This window comes from Streptomyces sp. DSM 116795, from assembly GCF_055792905.1.
Genome location: NZ_CM147707.1, coordinates 4,120,734 through 4,138,181 on the forward strand (window position 1 = coordinate 4,120,734; position 17,448 = coordinate 4,138,181).

16 protein-coding genes and 1 pseudogene are annotated in these 17,448 nt (G+C 67.9%); 11 read left to right on the forward strand and 6 right to left on the reverse strand.

Annotated features, from left to right (window positions below; all coding sequences use genetic code 11):
- Nucleotides 1–762: 762 nt before the first annotated feature.
- Genes ACSMXX_RS17850 through ACSMXX_RS17860 form a run of 3 tightly spaced genes read left to right on the forward strand, consistent with a single transcriptional unit; the run spans nt 763 to nt 3,676 of the window.
- Entirely contained in the window at nt 763–1,080 is a 318-nt protein-coding gene (locus ACSMXX_RS17850; RefSeq protein WP_473179689.1) for a circadian clock KaiB family protein, read from the forward strand.
- Nucleotides 1,073–2,578 (forward strand): circadian clock protein KaiC, encoded by a 1,506-nt coding sequence (gene kaiC / locus ACSMXX_RS17855; protein ID WP_473179690.1) that lies wholly within the window; start codon nt 1,073–1,075, stop codon nt 2,576–2,578. Before ACSMXX_RS17850 ends, kaiC begins: the two co-directional genes overlap by 8 nt.
- A 15-nt stretch (nt 2,579–2,593) precedes the next feature.
- On the forward strand, nt 2,594–3,676 hold the full coding sequence (locus ACSMXX_RS17860; RefSeq protein ID WP_473179691.1) for a PP2C family protein-serine/threonine phosphatase: 1,083 nt from the start codon (nt 2,594–2,596) through the stop codon (nt 3,674–3,676).
- 9 nt (nt 3,677–3,685) lie between these two features.
- Here ACSMXX_RS17860 and ACSMXX_RS17865 read toward each other — a convergent pair.
- Nucleotides 3,686–4,470, reverse strand: a protein-coding gene (locus tag ACSMXX_RS17865) for an IS5 family transposase (protein ID WP_473184836.1) whose coding sequence is annotated in 2 segments (ribosomal slippage) — nt 3,686–4,137 and nt 4,137–4,470 — 786 coding nt in all. Because the reading frame shifts where the segments join, the coding sequence is not laid out codon by codon here.
- A 103-nt stretch (nt 4,471–4,573) separates the two neighbouring features.
- Here ACSMXX_RS17865 and ACSMXX_RS17870 point away from each other — a divergent pair.
- The gene (locus ACSMXX_RS17870) at nt 4,574–5,392 is read left to right on the forward strand and encodes an IS5 family transposase (protein ID WP_473179692.1); all 819 of its coding nucleotides are present in this window, start codon (nt 4,574–4,576) and stop codon (nt 5,390–5,392) included.
- A 9-nt stretch (nt 5,393–5,401) separates the two neighbouring features.
- Here ACSMXX_RS17870 and ACSMXX_RS17875 read toward each other — a convergent pair whose 3' ends face one another.
- Nucleotides 5,402–6,181 carry an SDR family NAD(P)-dependent oxidoreductase gene (locus tag ACSMXX_RS17875; RefSeq protein WP_473179693.1) on the reverse strand — a complete coding sequence of 260 codons (780 nt, stop codon included), beginning with the start codon at nt 6,179–6,181 and terminating at the stop codon, nt 5,402–5,404.
- A 186-nt stretch (nt 6,182–6,367) separates the two neighbouring features.
- Here ACSMXX_RS17875 and ACSMXX_RS17880 point away from each other — a divergent pair.
- The 3 genes and pseudogenes from ACSMXX_RS17880 to ACSMXX_RS17890 form a co-directional block, all read left to right on the forward strand.
- Nucleotides 6,368–6,487 (forward strand): annotated as a pseudogene (locus ACSMXX_RS17880) (IS5/IS1182 family transposase); the annotation flags it as partial.
- 511 nt (nt 6,488–6,998) lie between these two features.
- The gene (locus ACSMXX_RS17885; RefSeq protein ID WP_473179694.1) at nt 6,999–7,409 is read left to right on the forward strand and encodes an ATP-binding protein; all 411 of its coding nucleotides are present in this window, start codon (nt 6,999–7,001) and stop codon (nt 7,407–7,409) included.
- A 642-nt stretch (nt 7,410–8,051) separates the two neighbouring features.
- Nucleotides 8,052–11,837 carry a tetratricopeptide repeat protein gene (locus ACSMXX_RS17890; RefSeq protein ID WP_473179695.1) on the forward strand — a complete coding sequence of 1,262 codons (3,786 nt, stop codon included), beginning with the start codon at nt 8,052–8,054 and terminating at the stop codon, nt 11,835–11,837.
- Between the two features lie 402 nt (nt 11,838–12,239).
- Here ACSMXX_RS17890 and ACSMXX_RS17895 read toward each other — a convergent pair whose 3' ends face one another.
- The 4 genes from ACSMXX_RS17895 to ACSMXX_RS17910 all read right to left on the reverse strand — a co-directional run bounded on the left by ACSMXX_RS17895 (nt 12,240) and on the right by ACSMXX_RS17910 (nt 15,125).
- The gene (locus ACSMXX_RS17895; RefSeq protein ID WP_473179696.1) at nt 12,240–13,397 is read right to left on the reverse strand and encodes an FAD-dependent oxidoreductase; all 1,158 of its coding nucleotides are present in this window, start codon (nt 13,395–13,397) and stop codon (nt 12,240–12,242) included.
- A 61-nt stretch (nt 13,398–13,458) separates the two neighbouring features.
- Complete coding sequence (locus tag ACSMXX_RS17900) at nt 13,459–13,734, reverse strand: helix-turn-helix domain-containing protein (RefSeq protein WP_473179697.1); 276 nt, start codon at nt 13,732–13,734, stop codon at nt 13,459–13,461.
- Complete coding sequence (locus ACSMXX_RS17905; protein ID WP_473179698.1) at nt 13,734–14,228, reverse strand: DUF2975 domain-containing protein; 495 nt, start codon at nt 14,226–14,228, stop codon at nt 13,734–13,736. Before ACSMXX_RS17905 ends, ACSMXX_RS17900 begins: the two co-directional genes overlap by 1 nt.
- A 105-nt stretch (nt 14,229–14,333) precedes the next feature.
- A complete protein-coding gene (locus ACSMXX_RS17910) occupies nt 14,334–15,125 on the reverse strand; it encodes a TetR/AcrR family transcriptional regulator (RefSeq protein ID WP_473179699.1) in 792 nt (263 codons plus the stop codon).
- Nucleotides 15,126–15,215: 90 nt separating this feature from the next.
- Between ACSMXX_RS17910 and ACSMXX_RS17915 the strand changes: the two genes are divergently transcribed.
- The 4 genes from ACSMXX_RS17915 (at nt 15,216) to ACSMXX_RS17930 (ending at nt 17,348) form a co-directional block, all read left to right on the forward strand.
- Nucleotides 15,216–15,605, forward strand: coding sequence for a VOC family protein (locus ACSMXX_RS17915; RefSeq protein ID WP_473179700.1), 390 nt, complete (start codon nt 15,216–15,218; stop codon nt 15,603–15,605).
- Nucleotides 15,606–15,701: 96 nt separating this feature from the next.
- Complete coding sequence (locus ACSMXX_RS17920) at nt 15,702–16,136, forward strand: DUF1622 domain-containing protein (RefSeq protein ID WP_473179701.1); 435 nt, start codon at nt 15,702–15,704, stop codon at nt 16,134–16,136.
- Complete coding sequence (locus tag ACSMXX_RS17925; protein WP_473179702.1) at nt 16,133–16,396, forward strand: hypothetical protein; 264 nt, start codon at nt 16,133–16,135, stop codon at nt 16,394–16,396. Before ACSMXX_RS17920 ends, ACSMXX_RS17925 begins: the two co-directional genes overlap by 4 nt.
- 40 nt (nt 16,397–16,436) lie before the next feature.
- Complete coding sequence (locus ACSMXX_RS17930; RefSeq protein WP_473179703.1) at nt 16,437–17,348, forward strand: aminoglycoside phosphotransferase family protein; 912 nt, start codon at nt 16,437–16,439, stop codon at nt 17,346–17,348.
- Nucleotides 17,349–17,448: the final 100 nt, after the last annotated feature.

Below are 17,448 nucleotides of genomic sequence, written 5' to 3' on the forward strand. Positions count from 1 at the left end.
GATGCGCATCCAGCCAGCAGCAAGGCACCAGTCAGGGATCTCATGTCCCAGCGGAACCCCGGAGCGACGCTGGGGGGCATACGCCACCGGATCGTGGCAGCAAGCGCTGCACGCTGTCTGCACGCCCGGGCTTGCAGATCGGCGAGGCCACCCCGGTTCGATGAGCAGCCGGGGTGGCCGCCTCCGACGACGCGATGTCCCGCGCTGGATCAGTACGCTCTGTCGCCGGCGGGTGAGATGACGGACGCGGAAGGGGCATCAGGAGGTGTTGCCCACGTTCCACTGAGGGCTGATGAAGAAGTGCCGAGGCTCGCACCGCATCCGGATTTGTAGTCCACCTTCTTAGAGCTCGTCTCATTTGGGCTTGATGGCCGGTCGGCAGCCTGCGGCTGTGGGGATTAAGAGCGCATGGTGTAGTCGAGCGCGGCATGAGCGCCTTCCGCGGAACCCGTTCGGCCCCCCGGGCTCGCGCCTGGCGGCATGCGGTGTGACGTTGTGAGGCAGTGCTGCCCGCCTGCGGTCGGTTCTCGTGGCGCCTCCGTCATGTCGAGAGGACGGCAGAGGGCTGTGAGGCTCGGCAGGCGCTGGCGCGTCTACGTCGGGTTGCGCGAGGTGTCTTTCTGGTGAGCTCCCGAGGGCTACCCGGACTGGAAGGGCAGGTGCCTGGATGGACGTCACGGGAGGCCAGTCGGGGTGGGGCCGTGTCGTGGGTTGTGGTGACCGGGCGGGGGCGTGTTCCGGGCGATCGGGGAGGTCGGACAGGTGACGGCGGGTTACGCGTTCTGCCTGTACGTGGCTGGGCAGTCGGAGCGGTCCAGCGCCGCCGAGTCGAATCTGCGTGCCTTGGCCGAGGCGCGGCTGCCGGGCGGCTACGAGGTGGAAGTAGTGGACGTGGTGGCGCGGCCTGGGCTGGCGGAGGAGCAGCGGATCCTGGCCACGCCGACTGTGGTCAGGCTGCTGCCGCTGCCGCAGCTGCGGGTGATCGGGGACCTGTCCGATCCGCCAAGGGTCGCGTCCGCACTGGGCCTGCCGGATGAGCCGCAGGACGCCCGGATGGAGAAGGAGGCCGGCGATGACTGACGGCGACGCGATCGAGCGGGTTCCCACTGGGATCAACGGGTTCGACCAGGTGGCGATCGGCGGGCTGCCGGCAGGCAGGCCGACCCTGGTCACCGGCACGACCGGCAGCGGTAAGACGATCTTTGCCGGGGAGTTCCTCGCCCGCGGGATCGCGGAGAACGGTCAGCCGGGGGTGTTCGTCACCTTCGAGGAGACGCCGGATGCGATCCGCCGCAACTTCACCTCGCTGGGCTTTCCGATCGAGCAGTGGGAAGCCGAGGGGAAGTGGGCGTTCGTCGACGCCGCCGAGAGCAAGGACGAGGAAGCCGCCGTCATCGGAGCCTACGATTTCGGCGCGCTGACGTCCCGCATCGAGCACGCGGTCCGGCGGATCGACGCCTCCCGTGTGGTACTGGACTCGCTGGGGGCCGTGTTCGCCCGGTTCACCGACACCGGGATCGTCCGCCGGGAGAGCTACAGGCTCGCTTCCGCACTGACCTCGCTCGGGGTCACCTCGATCATCACAGCCGAGCGGAACAGTGAGTACGACGGCGTATCCCGGTACAGAGTCGAGGAGTTCGTCGTCGACAACGTGATCGTCCTGCGTAATGTGCTGTTCCAGGAGCGCCGGCGCCGGACCGTCGAGATCGTCAAGCTCCGCGGTGCGCCGCACCGCACGGGGGAATGGCTGTTCACCATCGACCCGCGCGAAGGGTTTGTCGTCATCCCCCTCGCTTTCCTCGGTATGCCGTCCGCGCCGGCCTCCAGTACCCGCGTGTCCTCCGGCAATTCCGGACTGGACCGGATGTGCGGTGGCGGGTTCTACCGGGACGCTGTCGTGCTGCTGTCCGGGCCCTCCGGGTCCGGCAAGACGCTGACCAGTCTGAAGTTTCTGGAGGCCGGTGTCGCAGCGGGGGAGCGCTGCCTGGGGTTCACCTTCGACGAGACCCGCGAGCAGATGAGACGCAACGCCGCAGGCTGGGGGATCGACCTGGAGGCCATGGAAGAAGGCGGCCAGTTGCAGGTGGTGTGCGACTACCCGGAAGTGGCCTCCTTGGAGGACTACTTCATCCGGATCAGGCGAGCCGTGGAGGATTTCCAGCCCGAGCGCCTGGTCATCGACACGCTGTCCGCGCTGGAACGCATCGCCACACCGAGGGCGCTGCTGGACCTGGTGATCGCGCTGGGTGCGGTCGTCCGCGAGCACCGCATCACCACGCTGTTCACCTCCGCCCCCACCAGCCGCTTTACACCTGTGCAGACACCTTCGATCGCGCGTGAACTGGCCAGCCTCACTGACGTCACCATCGCACTGCGGTACTTCCAGAACGCCGGGATGATCAGGCGCACCGTAGCCGTCGTGCAAAACCGCGGCTCCGCCCACGACGAGGCCGTGCGCCAGATCACCATCGACTCCGGCGGCATGCACATCGGCGCCCCGGTCGCCACCCTCGATGAAATGGAAGCCGTCGGCTTGGACGCGCCACCGTGGCCGGGCGTCATCGGCGATGACATCTGAGCGCCGCACACCCTCATGACGAGAGACGACCCCGGAGCCGGGGCCGGCGGGCTGGGAGGCGACCTCATCGACGTGGTCATCTCCGCGTCCGCTGACGGGATCATCGCCGTGGACGACCAGGGGATCGTCCGGCTGTGCAACCCAGCCGCAACGGAGCTCTTCGGCCGCCCCGCCCAGGATCTGCTGGACGCCCCGTTCGGTTTCCCGATCGTGGCCGGCCAGTCGACAGACGTGGAGCTGACGCAGCCCGGGGGCGGCGTCAGAGTTGTCGAGATGCGCGTCAGCGCGACCACCGCGAACGGTGCTGCGCTGCGTGTCGTATCCCTGCGGGACGTCACGTCCCGATGGCTCGCCTTCCAGCGGCTGCTGCTGCCGACGCTGCCGGACTTGGCCCCCCTCCAGGCGGCCGTCGTCTACCGGCCCGCCGCCGAGCAGCTGGGCGGTGACTGGTACGACGCCCTCCCGCTGCCCGGCGGCGCCGTCGGTGCCGTGATCGGCGACGTCGCCGGGCACAGCCTGCAAGCCGCCGCCGCGATGGCCCAGATCCGCAACATGCTGCGCGCCTTGCTCTACGACCAGCCCGCAGCGCCCGGCTCGGTGCTGGCCACACTCGACCGAACGCTGCACGCGATCAACGAGAACCCCGTCACCACCGCATGCGTGGCCTGCATCGAGCCGAGCAGCGACGGCTGGCGCCTGCGGTGGAGCAGCGCAGGCCACCTCCCGCCCCTGCTGCTCACCCCCTTCGGCGCGGCCGAGTACCTGCACACCGAGCCCGGCCTTCCACTCGGCGTCGATCCCAGCCGCCCACGCTTCGACAGCACCCGCTCCCTGCCCGAAGGCGCCAAGGTGATCTTCTTCACCGACGGGCTGGTCGAACGGCCCGGCCAGTCCATCGACGTGGGCCTGGCCTCCCTCGCCGCGATCGCTGAACGCAGCACCCACCTGCCGCTGGACGAACTCTGCCGGACCCTCGCCGACCAGCACCCCGGCGACGGCCACGACGACATCGCCCTCCTCGCCCTACGCATGCCCAATGCGCCCCACCACGAATGTGCCACGGACCGAACTCGTCACCCCGATGAGACGAGCTCCTGAGAGCCCCCCTCATCTTGTGAGTCTGCGGTAGCAAATGAGAGTGCAGGCGATGCTCGTGAACGCGAGGAAGTGGTCGGCCTTGCGCTCGTATCGTCTGTGGAGGCGGCGGGAGCCGGCGAGCCAGGCCATGGTTCGCTCGATGGTCCATCGGTGACGGCCCAGCCGCTGCGAAGTCTCGACGCCCTTGCGGGCAATGCGGTGGGTGATACCGCGAGTTCGTAACCAGCGCCGCAGGTGGCGGTAGTCGTAGCCCTTGTCGCCGTGCAGCTTGCCGGGCCGGCGTCGGCGACGGCCGCAGCGGGATCGGATCGGCGGTATCCCCTTGACCAGGGGTATCAGGGCCTGGCTGTTGTGGGTGTTGGCACCGGAGATGCCGATGGACAGGGGCAGACCAGAGCGGTCGGTGATCAAGTGGATCTTCGACCCGTTCTTGCCCCGGTCGACAGGATTCGGACCTGTCAGTGCCCCCCTTTGAGAGCCCTCATGTTCACTGAATCGATCGCGCAACGCGTCCAGTCCAGCTCTCCGCGTCCACCCAGCTCGTCCAGCACCACGCGGTGGAGCTTCGCCCACACTCGAGCTTCGGACCACTCGGTGAAACGGCGGTGAGCCGTCGGCCCCGACGGGCCGAAAGACAGAGGCAACTGCCGCCAGGTGCACCCCGACGTAGCCACGAAGATGATCGCCGCAAGACCCTCTCGGTCCCCATGCCGAAGCCGCCCGCCACCCTGCGGCCGTGAAGGCGCGGCGGGCACCACTCGCTGGAACAGCTCCCACAACTCATCCGGCACCATGCGCTCCACGATCCCCACAGCCGCAGGCTACCGACGGACCATCAAGCCCAAATGAGACGAGCTCTTAGACGGTGTCCTATGTGGTGAAGCGGTCGGGCTCAACATGGGCCGGGGTACATGGAGTTGGATTGTTCCGGACGGGCTGTGGGAGATCGCGGAGCCGCTGATCCCGCCGTCCAAGGTGCGACCGCAGGGCGGCGGAACCCAGGACACACCTGATGAGACGGTGTTCGCGGCCATCATCTACGTGCTCGTCAGCGGCCGCGCCTGGCGCGCGCTGCCGCCGTGCTTCGGGATATCGAAGTCCACCGCCCACCGCCGCTTTGTGATCTGGTCACGGGCCGGGGTGTGGGGCCGGCTGCGTGAGGAGATCCTGCACTTCCTCGATGACGCCGACCTGATCGACGTCTCCCGAGTCGTCCTCGACTCTGCACATGTACGGGCCAAAAAGGGGGCGAATACACAGGTCCGTCGCCCGTGGACCGGGGCAAGCCGGGTTCCAAGATGTACATCCTGTCGGACGCGAACGGACTGCCACTGGGTCGTCGGGATCAGCGCCGCCAACGTCCATGACAGCGAAGCGTTGAAGCCCATGGTGACGGGTCACCAAACGAGACACGACCCCCACCGCAGCCGGTACTTCAAGCCCCAGCGCCTGCATGCCGACAAGGCGTACGACATCCCTCGCCTGCGGCGATGGTTACGCGGCAAACGCATCGGAGTACGCATCGCCCGCAAGGGCATCGAGTCCAGCGAACGCCTGGGACGACGCCGATGGGTCATCGAGCGCACCATGCCGTGGCTGTCGGGTTACCGCAGGCTCAGCCCCCGCTACGAGCGCAACTCCCGCAACTACCTGGCCTTTCTCGGTCTCGCCGCAGCCCTGTGCTGCTACAAGCGATACATCCGTCTCACCTCCTAGGACACCGTCTTAGCCCTCGCCTCGGCCCTGGTCCGGATCGTCGTTGAGTACGCGCGGCGGATGGCCGCGATCGAGCACGATCGCTCTGCCGGCCGCGGCGTCGTCCGCGATGAGCGCCACGACGTGGTCGCACAGTTCCCTCAGCGGCACGAGCGGCGGCTGCGCCGCCCGCTCTTGCTCGCTCATGGCGGCCAACTCCCGCCGCGCACGGTCCGTTTCGATCCAGTCGGGTACGACGCAGTTGACGCGTACGGAGTGTGTGCGCCGCAGGTGTACGAGCGAGGTGCTGGCCCGGATCAGGCCTGCCTTGGCTGCGGCGTATTCCACGGACCGGTGGTGGCTGGTGCCCAGCCCTGCCGTGGAGCCGATGTTGACGACGGCTCCGCTGCCGCGCCTGCTCATAGTGCCTAGGACCAACTGGGTGGCGAGCAGGGGCATGCGCAGGTTCAGGTCGAGGAGGGCGCCCCACTGCGCCGGGGTCGCGTCGGGGAAGTGCGGCGGGATGTGGCCGCCGCCGCCCGCATTGTTGACCAGGATGTCGACGCCGCCGAATGTCTCAACGGTGAAGTCCACTGCGGCCCCGACCTCGGCGGCATCGGTCAGATCGGCCTGGCGGAACGCCGCTTTCCCGCCCCGGTCACGGATGCGGCGCAGTGTCTCCTCGCCCTCCCGCGCCGCGATGTCGACCAGTGCCACGGCCGCGCCCTCGTCGGCGAGCCGTTCGGCGATGGCCTGGCCGCTGCCCACGGCAGCGCCGGTCACGATGGCGACCTTGTCCTCGATCCGCATCCGCGATCACCTCCACCGGCGGGCCCGTATGTGTCCTGCGCCCGGATGGTCCCACGCCGTGGATGCGACGCGCTGTTTTGCGTCGGTCCCTCGAATGTCGACGCTTCGAGACATGGCACAGGCCGCCCCGAATCGGGGCGGCCTGCGTCCCACCCCGGGCGGGGGATGGGCAACTGGGGGTTCTGAATCAGAGGTTGGCGCCGACTCAACCACCGCCACGAACGCAACTCCCGCAACTACCTGGCATTCCTCGGCCTCGCCGCGGCCCTTTGCTGCCACAAGCGATACATCCACCTCACCACATAAGACACCGTCTTAGGAGTGGCCGTCGTACCCGCCGGCTTGTTCAGCGTTCAGAGAGTCGCCGGTGGGCTTGCCGCCTCTGGTCATTCGTCCCGACCCCTTGCACAGCCGGCACGCCTCGACGTAGCTGCCGCGGCCGTTCATGACGGTCTGGCCGTCACCGGAACCGTTGCAGGTCGTGCACCGGAGGGGCATCGAGTCTGCCGTCATGTGGAAGCACCTCCCGAGGCACTTCCGCTTTCCCGCCGCACGGTCAAACACGCACGGGCCGGTGTCAGTTGCGCGCTGATACGTTCCCTGGCCTGCGGCAAAGCAGGCGTTCGTGCTGCCGGCGTGACGCCCCGTCCTCTGGGCGATTCCGATGACTGTCAGCCGCGCCGGATGGTGCCGGCAGTCGTCTTCTTGTGCAGCAGTGTGCGGAATCGAGAGTTGCAGAATCCGTGCGTTAGTCCGGTCGTGGCGAGGGCACAAGCATGTGCACGAACTGTCCACCAACGAGCCTGAGGTGAGCGTGATGATTGATGAGCTCAGCGCGGAACCTCACCAGCGTCCCGTTTCCAGCATGTATCCCCGAAGCAGTGGTCAGGCGCGCAACATCGTTCGCGGTTACCTCTCCGCTCTGAGCCCTCCAGCCACTCCGGAGACCGTCGACAACGTGCTCATCGTGGTATCCGAGTTGGTGACCAACGCGTACCGGCACGCGGGCGGGCTCAGCGGCTTCCGGCTGAGCGGGTCAGCGGGAAACCTGCACATTCAGGTGACCGACCCCAGTCCGGTCCTTCCTCACTCACAGTTCACTCGTACAGACCCGGACCTTGAGCGCCCCGGCGGCTTTGGCTGGCCTTTGGTGCGCCACCTCGCTCACGAGGTCACAGTGCGTCGTGAACCGCAAGGCGGAAAAACCATCGACGTCCTCATCAGGTGAAGATCGAAGAAAGCCGCCCCGAACCACGGCAGAGCCGCGATGCGCCTTCCGTGGGACGGCGCACCGCACCGTGGATCAGGGCTGGTCTGGAATCTCGATCTCCGGCGGGTCCCGAAGTTCGATGTCACTTAAGTGGATTCCCTTGGACGCTGCCAGCGAGGACAGTGCTTCTTCGCGGAGCTGCACAGGGATCTCGGTATCGACGAAGGCGCCGAGCCACTCACCGGTGTTGCGGTTGTAAGCGAGTAGACGAGTGGCGGCGTTGCTCTCTGCCGTCCGGTTTCCTCGACCACGAAGTCCGTTCCGATGGCAGCCTTGGCAGGACGACTGCCACTGCAGGCCCCGGAAGCGGATGCGGCATCTTCGAAGACACCGATTGCTCCCCCACCAGGACTTGCTGGAACCTGCGCTCCAGGGCGGCATCGGGCTCGACGTGCGTATGGCGGTGAACCGCACTTCCATGATCGGCAGCCTCCCTCGTCGTCTGCTTTCTGTGCGTCAGGGGCGAGCCGTTCGCTCAGTGGTACGGGACGTCACCAGGCACCGGGTCGACTCAGGACGCCGAAGGTCTGTTTGCATGACGGCCTGTCAGTGACGCACGGGTGCGTGGATGCTGGGGGAATGCGTGAGGGAAGAAGGTGGATGCTCGTCGGAGCGCTTGCAGCGGTGCTGGCCGCGGTGGGCAGCGCTGTCGGTGAGTGGATCGCAGGCGTGTGGGGAGGTGCGATCGCGGGCGGCGCGGGCTTCGCCGTTCCCGCTCTCTTCGGTCACGTGTACGCGCGACGCGGCGAACGGCGGGCTGCGAGCGAACAGTTGAACGCCGTATCGGATCCGGTGGTAGACGAGCGCCCGACGGACAGTGTCGCGGGCGACGTGATCGGCGCCCTGAACCCCGCCAATAGTGTGGTGGACTTCGTGGGACGCTCTGCGGAGTTGCGGCGCCTGCACACATGGTGCGACGACGACGCCGCCGGAGTTCGGCTGGCGTTGGTGACGGGCCCGGGCGGCGTGGGCAAGACACGTCTGGCGATGCGTCTGGCCGAGCAGCTGCACGAACGGGGCTGGACCTGCCCGTGGGTGGGCAAGGGTGATGAGGCCACGGTGGTGGCGGCTGTGGAAACGGCGTTGCGGGGCCCGGTCCTGCTGATCGTGGACTACGCCGAGACCCGTTCCCAACTGCGGGAACTGCTGGCTTCCGCGGCAGCGAGCAACAGCACATCGAGGCTGCGCGTGTTGATGCTGGCGCGGGGCGAGGGCGAATGGTGGGAGCGGCTGGGGGCCGCCACCCCGACGGTCGGACGCACGGTCGCTCGCGCGCTGACCCTCTCCCTGGAGACAGACCCGGGCGCCGAGTTGAGCGCTTTTGAGCTGGTCGCCAAGGCCGTGCCACAGTTCGCCCAATATCTGAACCTTGGTCCGGCAGAGGTTGTCGACGTGAATGTGCAGGGCGGCGGGCCCTCGGTGCCGATGCTGGTGTTGCACGCAGCGGCCCTCGTCGCCCTTCTGCGCACTGAGGAAGAGGACGACTCCACCGCGTCGCGAGTGGCCGTCGATGTAGGCATCGATGAAGCCCTACTGGACGAGCTGCTGAGGCACGAGACGCGCTATTGGTACGACAGTGCGCGGATCGCCGACCTCACGGGACCGCAAGGGCTGGGAACTGTCGAGATACAGCGGTGTATCGCCGTCGTGAGTCTGCTGGGCGCTGATGACGAGCACAATGCCGCGGAGCTGCTGCGAACCGTCCCCGGGCTCGGTTCGGAGGTCCATGGCAGCCTGCGGCGCAAGACCGCACGCTGGCTCAGTCACCTCTATCCCGGGCCGGCGACGGGCAGTACCGGAGGCCTCCAGCCGGACCTGCTGGCAGAGCGCCACATCACCACGCACCTCCACCGCGCCCCCGAACTGGCCGACGCGCTCCGTGATCATGTCGACCCCGCCCAGGCCCTTCGTGCTCTGACCGTGCTCACCCGTGCCGCCGCCCACCACCCCCACGCCGCCGCCCTCTTGAAGAACTGGCTGCTTCGCCGGCTCGCCGACCTGTACCAACCCGCGATCACAGTCGTGATCGAAACTGCCGGCGCGCTCGGCGAGATCTTGGCCGACGTTCTGTCCGAGACCGATGCCCCGCCCGAGGTGCTCGACCGCATCTCTGGTGCCCTCCCATATGAATCCGCCGCACTGGCGCGAGCGGGCCTCGTCGTGGCGGAACGCACGCTCGACGATTCCGAGAGCCTTACGCGGGCGGAGCGAGCCTCCAAGCTGGAGAATCTGGCGCTGCGGCGCCGCCGCGTCGGCTTCTTGGAGGAGGGCGCGGTGTCCGCCCAGGAAGCTGTCGGCATTCGCCGGGAACTTGCCAGGACCGGATCCGCGGACTCCCGCGCGGCTCTCGCGCAGTCGCTGAACGGCCTCGGCGGGATGCATCTGTCGGCACTGGGGCGCGTCGAAGAAGGCTTGGCAGCAACCGAAGAGGCTGTGGATCTCTACCGTCAACTGGCTGAGACCGACCCGGAGAAGTACCGCCCGCTGCTCGCCAACCTGCTCAGCAACCGTGGCGCTCATCTGGCGGAACTGGGACGCCACGAGGAAGCTCTGGAGACTGCTGAGCAAGCTGTTGCGCTCTTCCACGGTCTGACAGAAGCGGCATCAGCTGAGTTCCTTCCTGCTTTCGCCGGAGCCTTGAGGAACCTCGGTGTCGACTTGGCGGCAGTGGGGCGTACCGAGGAAGCAGTGGCACGTATGAAAGAGGCCGTCGCGATCCTTGGCAGATCGACCGGGGCCGAAGCAGACAAGCACCGCTCCACCCTCGCCGACTCGCTGCGTGCCCTCTGCACCGTACTGACGAGAGCGGGGCGCTTCGAGGAAGCCGTGGCACCTGCTCAGGAAGCCGTCGCGCTCCACCGGCAGGTGGCAGAGGCCGAACTTGGAGAGCATCACCCCACGCTCGCCGACTCACTGAAATCCCTCAGCTCTGTAATGACGAAGGTGGGACGCTTCGAGGAGGCAGCAGAAGCAGCCCAGGAAGCCGTCATCATCGACAGGGAACTGGGCGAGCTTGTGCCGGATTACGACCTCCGAAGACTCGCCAAATCGGCTGAGAGTCTAGGCACCGCCTCAACAGCCCTAGGGCGCTTCGAGAGTGCCGAAGCGTGCGCTGAGGTTGCCATGAACATATACCGAGGACTGGTCGACGATGCGCCGGAGGAACTCCCGCACCTCGCCGCGGTGTTGAAGAATCGCAGCCTCGCCCTGTTCGGACTGGACCGCTTTGAGGAAGCGGTGGCGTCCGCCCAGGAGGCCGTCGACGTCTATCGGGAGTCGTATCGGACCGGAGATGCGGAGTCCCGTTCTGCTCTTGCCGGATCCCTGTACATCCTCGGCGGCATCCATCTCACCACGCTGGATCGCTATGACGAAGCTTTGGAAATAGTCGAAGAAGCCGTGCATCTCTTTCGCCAACTGGCCGAAGTCGAACCAGAAATACACGAGCGCAGTCTCGCGGAATCTCTGCATGCCGTCGGCAATGCGCTGTCGGAGTTGGGGCGGAAGGGGGAGGCTGTGGCGCCTGCCCAGGAAGCGGTGACTCTCCATCGAAAGCTGGCTGAATCCGCATCAGAGAACGGCGCACTCCTCGCAGCGTCACTTGAGACCCTCGGCGTCGCGCTCACGGGATCGGGGCGCTTCGAGGAGGCGGTGGCGCCCGCTCAGGAAGCCGTTGACTTTCACAAGGAGCTGACGGAAGCCGACCCGGAATACGATCTTCAGCGCCTCGGACGGCCGGCCTATATCCTCGGCCTCGCCGCCCTCGGAAGCGAGAACTTCGAAAAGGCCGAGGAGAGCGCTCGGCTAGCTGTACGGATCTACCGGGGACTGGTCGAGGACGCACCGCAGGAACGCCCACACCTCGCTGCGTCGCTGGTCATGCTCAGCGGATCCCTGAGGATGAGGGAGCGCTCGGAGGAGGCCGTGGCGCCCGCCCAGGAGGCTGCTGACGTCTACCGGGAGTTGGCCGCGGAAGAGCCAGAACGCTTTCAGCAGAAGCTGATGGATGCGTTGCACAGCCTCATGAAGTTGCTGATGGCGCAGGGGCGTAAAGCCGACGGTGTAGCGGTGATACGGGAAGCTGCGGACATTTTGCGCGAGTCGGCGGCGGCCAACCCGGAGAACGCCGATGCTCTGGGCGGGTGCCTGAGCGATCTGGCCAGTGGACTGTCGGATCTTGGCCGTACTAAGGACGCCCTCGCCCCCGCCCGCGAAGCCGTGGAGATCTTCCGGGAGTTGACCCGAGCCGAGCCGGACCGCTTCCGCCCCCACCTCGCCACGGTGCTGAATCGTCTCGGAACCGTACTGGCGAAGCTGGGGCGGCATGAGGAAGCCCGGGCCCGGCAGGACGAGGCAGCGGCGTTGGCCGATGGGCCGGACGTGTAGCTCAGCTGGCCACATCTGTGTTCGAGGAAGCGGGACAAGGGCGTATCTGGGGAGCTGTCCTCCCCGCGCCCGCGGGGATGGTCCCCCATCTCGGACACCCGGCTCCGGTCCTGAGTGCGCTCCCCGGCTGTCGGTTTGCCGCGGGCGGCTTCGATCACATCCGGGACCCCGTTGAGGATGACCGTGCCCCGGTGGCGTAGATGCCGCCCCCGATGTCTCCTGCGACATGTCCGCCCGTCAAGTACCGCTCCAGCTACGCGACTTGGGCCCGCACGCGACTTGGGCCCGCACGGTCATGTCTACGGCTGGGCGACCCATGAGCCGGCGGCGAACTGCTCCGCATGCCGGCACGCGGCCCATCACCCCACAAGCGGACCGGTCTTGGAACGGCCCGTGGTGAGTTCACCTGGGTGTGGGGTCGGGGAAGGACCTGTCGCCGAAGAGGACTCGGCTCGCTGCGGCCCGGCCGAACGGTGTGCGTAGCAGGGTGAACGCCGCTGCCGCTGTGGCCGGCGTCCGTACCTGGGCCAATCCGCGGCGCAGCATGAGTCGTCCGCGGAACTGGGTGCGGAGTGCGGCTCCGTCGTAGTTGGTCATCGAGTCTGATTTCCCGGTGCGCAGCGCGTCGTTGAGCACGTCTGCCGCGAGTTCCGACTGCCGCAGGCACGGGTCCAGGCCGCCGGCGGTGAGTGGGGAGACCGCGCCTGCCGCGTCCCCCACGAGAAGCCCGTCGGCGCAGCTGATCCGGCGCAGCAGGCCGCCGACGGGTATGGGGCCTCCGCGCCGCTCCACCGCTTCTGGACGTTCGACACCGGTCAGCCCGGGCGCTGAGGCGCTGAACCGCTCCACGGCCCGGCGAAGACCGGCTGGATAGCGGTCGGCATAGCCCGCGACGCCGACATGGGCGTGCTGCCCGTCGTTGACCACCCAGGCCAGGTATCCGGGGGCCAGCGAGGGGTCGAGTACGCAGTGGAAGGTCGGTGGCTCGTCGCTTCCGGGCAGTTCGAAGACCTCTTCCGCGCCGACGATCATGTGGTGGTTACGGTCGAGAGCGAGGTCACGGGCGACTCTTGAGCGGGCTCCGTCCGCGCCGACGACGAAGCGGGCCCGGACCAGGGTCGGCTTGTCGCGACCAGCCAGGTGGAAGGTGTCGCCCTGTCGGCCGGCGTAGCGCGTGCCCAGTGTCATGCGTACGCCGGCGGCGGCCGCGGCGGCTGCCGACGCTTCGTAGAGCGGCGCCATGTCGCCCACCCGGTACTCGTCGCGGGGGCTGGTGAGGCTGACCGGGCGGCGCAGGCCAGGGGGGTAGAGGACCACGCGCCGGATCGGTGGTCCGAGGCAGTCGGGGGGCAGTGGGAAGTCGTCGAGTGTCTTCCGTACGAAGATTCCTGTGGTGCGGATCGCGGTTGCGAGATCGGTCCGGCGTTCGACCAGGAGCACGTCGTGGCCTTGTCGGGCGAGGAGCGTGGCGGTGTTCAATCCGGCCAGGCCGGCCCCGACCACCAGTACGTCGGTGCTGTCCGCGGCCCTGAGACGGTAGGAGAGGTCGGCTGTCGTCATGGTGTGCCCTGTTCCTTGTGGGGTCCGTCATCGGTGCACGGCAGGCACCGGCCGGCTGCGGTCACCGCGGCGAGGATCCAGCTGGGACGGATTCTCCGGATTCGGGCGCGGCCCGGTGCCCGTCCCCGAGGTCCTCGGGCTCCCAGCGCAGCAGGTCTCCGGGCTGACACTCGAGCACCTCGCAGAGCGCGGCGAGCGTGGTGAAGCGCACCGCCTTGGCGCGGCCGTTCTTGAGCACTGCCAGGTTGGCGGGTGTGATCCCCACCCGGTCCGCCAGTTCGCCCACGGACATCTTCCGCTTCGCCAGCATCACGTCGATGTCGACGGCGATCGGCATCAGATCACCTCTGCCAGCTCGGCCCCGAGCCGCGATGCTTCGACGTCGCGTGCGAGGGCCTGCGCGAGCAGCATCCGCAGCACGAGCACGATGAGCGCGACCCCGAAGACCGCCAGGGAAACCCCGCCCAGCAGGGCCACGACACCCGGGGGCACGGCCTCGCCCGGCGCCAGGACCACTCCGAGCGCGAACACCAGGAGCGCGGCCGCCACGAACGCCCCGATCACGAGGTGGACGTAGCGGAACGCGGCGTGGGAGAAGACGGTTCCGCGCCGCACCATCGTCACCAGCCGCCACACGCCGAACAGGACGACCTGGACCGTGACGACGAGCAGGACCGTGATCACGAGGACGGGAGTGCGGTGGTGGTCCGCAAGAACGCTCTCCTCCATGGCGCCCGCCAGCATCGCCACCATCATCGTCTGGACGAACAGCGATCCGGCGAGCAGCGCCACCATCACGGCGCGCAGCGCAAGCACTGTCAGCTTCCCCATCGTCGCTCCCTTGGTCGAATAGCAATAGGAATCTATTGATTATCGATAGGAATGGCAAGTCTGAGGTCACCTGCGGATTGGGTGTGACAGCCAGTAGCCGAGGGCCTACTGCTGTGACTTGGTGTTGGTCCCGTCGCTGCGGCTGTCGATCAGGACGGCCAACCCGTCGAGGACGCGGCCGAGCCCGAACTCGTAGGCATGCTCGGGGCTGTAGGCGGCGCCGTGGGCGGTGCCCGCTGCCGTGCCCACGCGGACGGCGATGGGGTAGGCACGCGGATCGAGGACCTTTTCGAGCAAGGGAGCGTTGGCGGCCCACCACTGCTCGTCGTCCATCTTGCTCTCCTGCTGGGTTGCGTGGGCCTCCGCCGTGGAGCGGGCGTACGCACGAACGAATGTGAGCAGGTAAGTCAACGCAGCGTCCATCTCGACATCGTCGAGGCCGCGTCCTTCCAGCGCCGACAGTTCGTGCTCGTACTTGGCCATCATCCCCGGCCCCAGCGGCGGCCGGCCGGTGGAGATCGCCGGGGTCCACGGGTGCGTCTCGAAGAGCGCCTTGTTCTCTTCGGCCACGGAGGACAGCCGGGCCCGCCATGGCCGGCCGGAGGTGTCGGTCCGGGGCATCTGGGAGTAGGCGGCATCCAGCATGAGGTCCAGTAGCTCGGCCTTGCCCGGCACGTAGGTGTACAGCGTCATCGGCGCTACCCCCAGCTGTTGCGCGACACGGCGCATGGTCAGCGCGTCCAGCCCCTCCTCGTCCGCCAGGCGCATCGCGACCGCGACGACCGCATCGATGCTCAGCCGCTGCTGCGGGCCGCGTCGCGGGGCGTCGGCAGGAACGCGCCACAGCAGCTGCAGGGTTCGGGCCGGAGCGCCGGCACCGCTTCTGTCGATAGCCACATGGACATCCTCACCCATGAGATATTCCCGTACCGTGTACGCTGTACATTGTACGAAGTAGTAGTGGCTGCCTCTGGTCAAGGAGTGCTTGTGCCGATCACCGCTTGCGCCGTATCCCTGAACGTCGACGATGTGGCGGCGTCCAGCGCCTTCCTCACCGGCCATTTCGGATTCCATGAGGAGATGGCCGCCGACGGCTTCGCGTCACTGACCCGCGCCGATGCCGGCATGAACGTCGTCTATCTGCGGCGCGGTCTGGCCTCGCTCCCTGAGGACCAGCGCGACGACCACGCCGACGGTGTGATCCTCGCCTTCGTCGTCGACGACCTGGAGGCCGAACTTGCCCGCCTGACCGCCGAGGGAGTCGCCATCACGATGCCGCTGCGCGAGGAGCCCTGGGGAGAGCGCGCCTTCCAGGTCACCGACCCGAACGGGGTCATCGTCCAGCTCGTCGACTGGAACGGAGCCACCAGCCACTGATCCGAGGCCGGTGTCATGGGAGCCGGGTGTCTGCCATTGGAAGGGCCTGGCAGGCGCTTGGTGGACCGGGCTCCGGTGGGCGGGTATCCGCCAGGCATGTTCCTGTCGTGGGAGGTCTTGCCGGAGTCGGGTTTGCGTGAGGCGATCGGCGTCCTCGTACGTCTGGTGGAGACCGCAGGCGCGTTGATCATCTTTGTGGGGGCGGGCTGGGCGTTCGCCCGCTTCATCGCGGCCGTGGTGCGTGGCAGGGGACACACGAAGGGCTTCAACCGGATCCGGCTGAGACTGGGCAGGTTTCTCGTGCTGGGGCTCGAATTCCAGCTGGCGGGCGATGTGCTGCGTACCGCCGTGGCGCCCAGCTTCACCGAGATCGGACAGCTCGCCGCGATCGCAGCCATCCGGACGGCGCTCAACTACTTCCTGGGCCGTGAGATCGCCCATGAGCGTGCCGAGATCGAACGCGAGGCGGAAGGAGAACCACAGCAGGACGCAGGAGCCGGGTCCGGGCGGGCGCAAGGCGCCGTCGGGTGAACGCTGCGATCGAGGCATCCGCGCTGCTGATCACCGCCGCCGGCGTCGTGTCCTTCCTGGCGGCCTACGCGACCACGCGCACGATCCGTAGCGCCCTGCGGCTGCTGCTGGACTTCCTCATGGCGGCCGGCCTGATCCGCCTCTCTGGCGATCTCTCGTGGGGCAGCATCCTGCTGACGGTCGCGATCATCGCCGTCCGTAAGGTCGCCGCCTTCGGCGTCGCCGAGAAGGGCACATTCGGTCCCGAGGCCGCCCGATAACCGGTTGCGGTCGAAGATCGGGGCCCGCGACGCTTCCCGCGTGGACATGCATCCGGACCAGTTGAGTGTGCCGGCCGAGACCGTACGGGAGTTGGTGGACGGTCAGTTCCCCGAGTGGCGGGGGCTGCCGGTCCGCCGCGTCGCTTCGCAGGGGACGGTCAACGCCATCTTCCGCATCGGCGACCGGTTCGCGGCCCGGTTCCCGCTGCGGGGGGACGACAGCGCCTCGGCACGTCGGTCGCTGGAGTCCGAGGCGGAGGCAGCCCGGGAGCTGGCAGGCCGTACGCCGTTCCCCACGCCCGAGCCGGTAGCGCTGGGTGAGCCGGGCGCGGGCTACCCGCTGCCGTGGTCGGTGCAGACCTGGCTGCCCGGCGCTGCGGCCACGGACGAGGACCCGGGCGAGTCGGTCGCGTTCGCGCACGACGTCGCCGAGTTCGTCCGCGGTGTGCGCTCGATCGGTACGTGCGGGCGCTCGTTCAGCGGAGAGGGGCGCGGCGGCGATCTGCGTGACCACGAAGAGTGGATGCGGATCTGCTTCGGGCACACCGAACAGCTGCTGGACGTGGACGTTCCGCGGCTCCGCCGGATGTGGAAGGTCATGCGCGAGCTGCCGCGCGTCTCGGAGGACGTGATGACCCACGGCGACCTCATCCCAGGCAACGTCCTTGTCTCCCACGGGCGTCTGGCCGGAGTCATCGACGTCGGCGGTCTGGGGCCGGCCGACCCGGCGTTGGATCTCGTGGGTGCCTGGCATCTGCTGGAGGCCGGCCCGAGGCAGGCGCTCCGCGCAGACCTCGGGTGCGACGAGCTGGAGTGGGAGCGCGGCAAGGCGTGGGCCTTCGAGCAGGCGATGGGCGTTGCCTGGTACTACGTGGAGAGCAACCCGGCGATGGGCCGGATGGGCCTGCGCACCCTGGAACGCATCATGGCGGACGAGCCTTCGGTTGCGTGAGCCCGAGCGGCCGGCCTCAGCGTGGCCGGTCACGGCATCTCCTCCTGCCCGTACGAACAGGAGATACGAACAGGAGGAGTTGTCACCGGGCGTCAGTTCC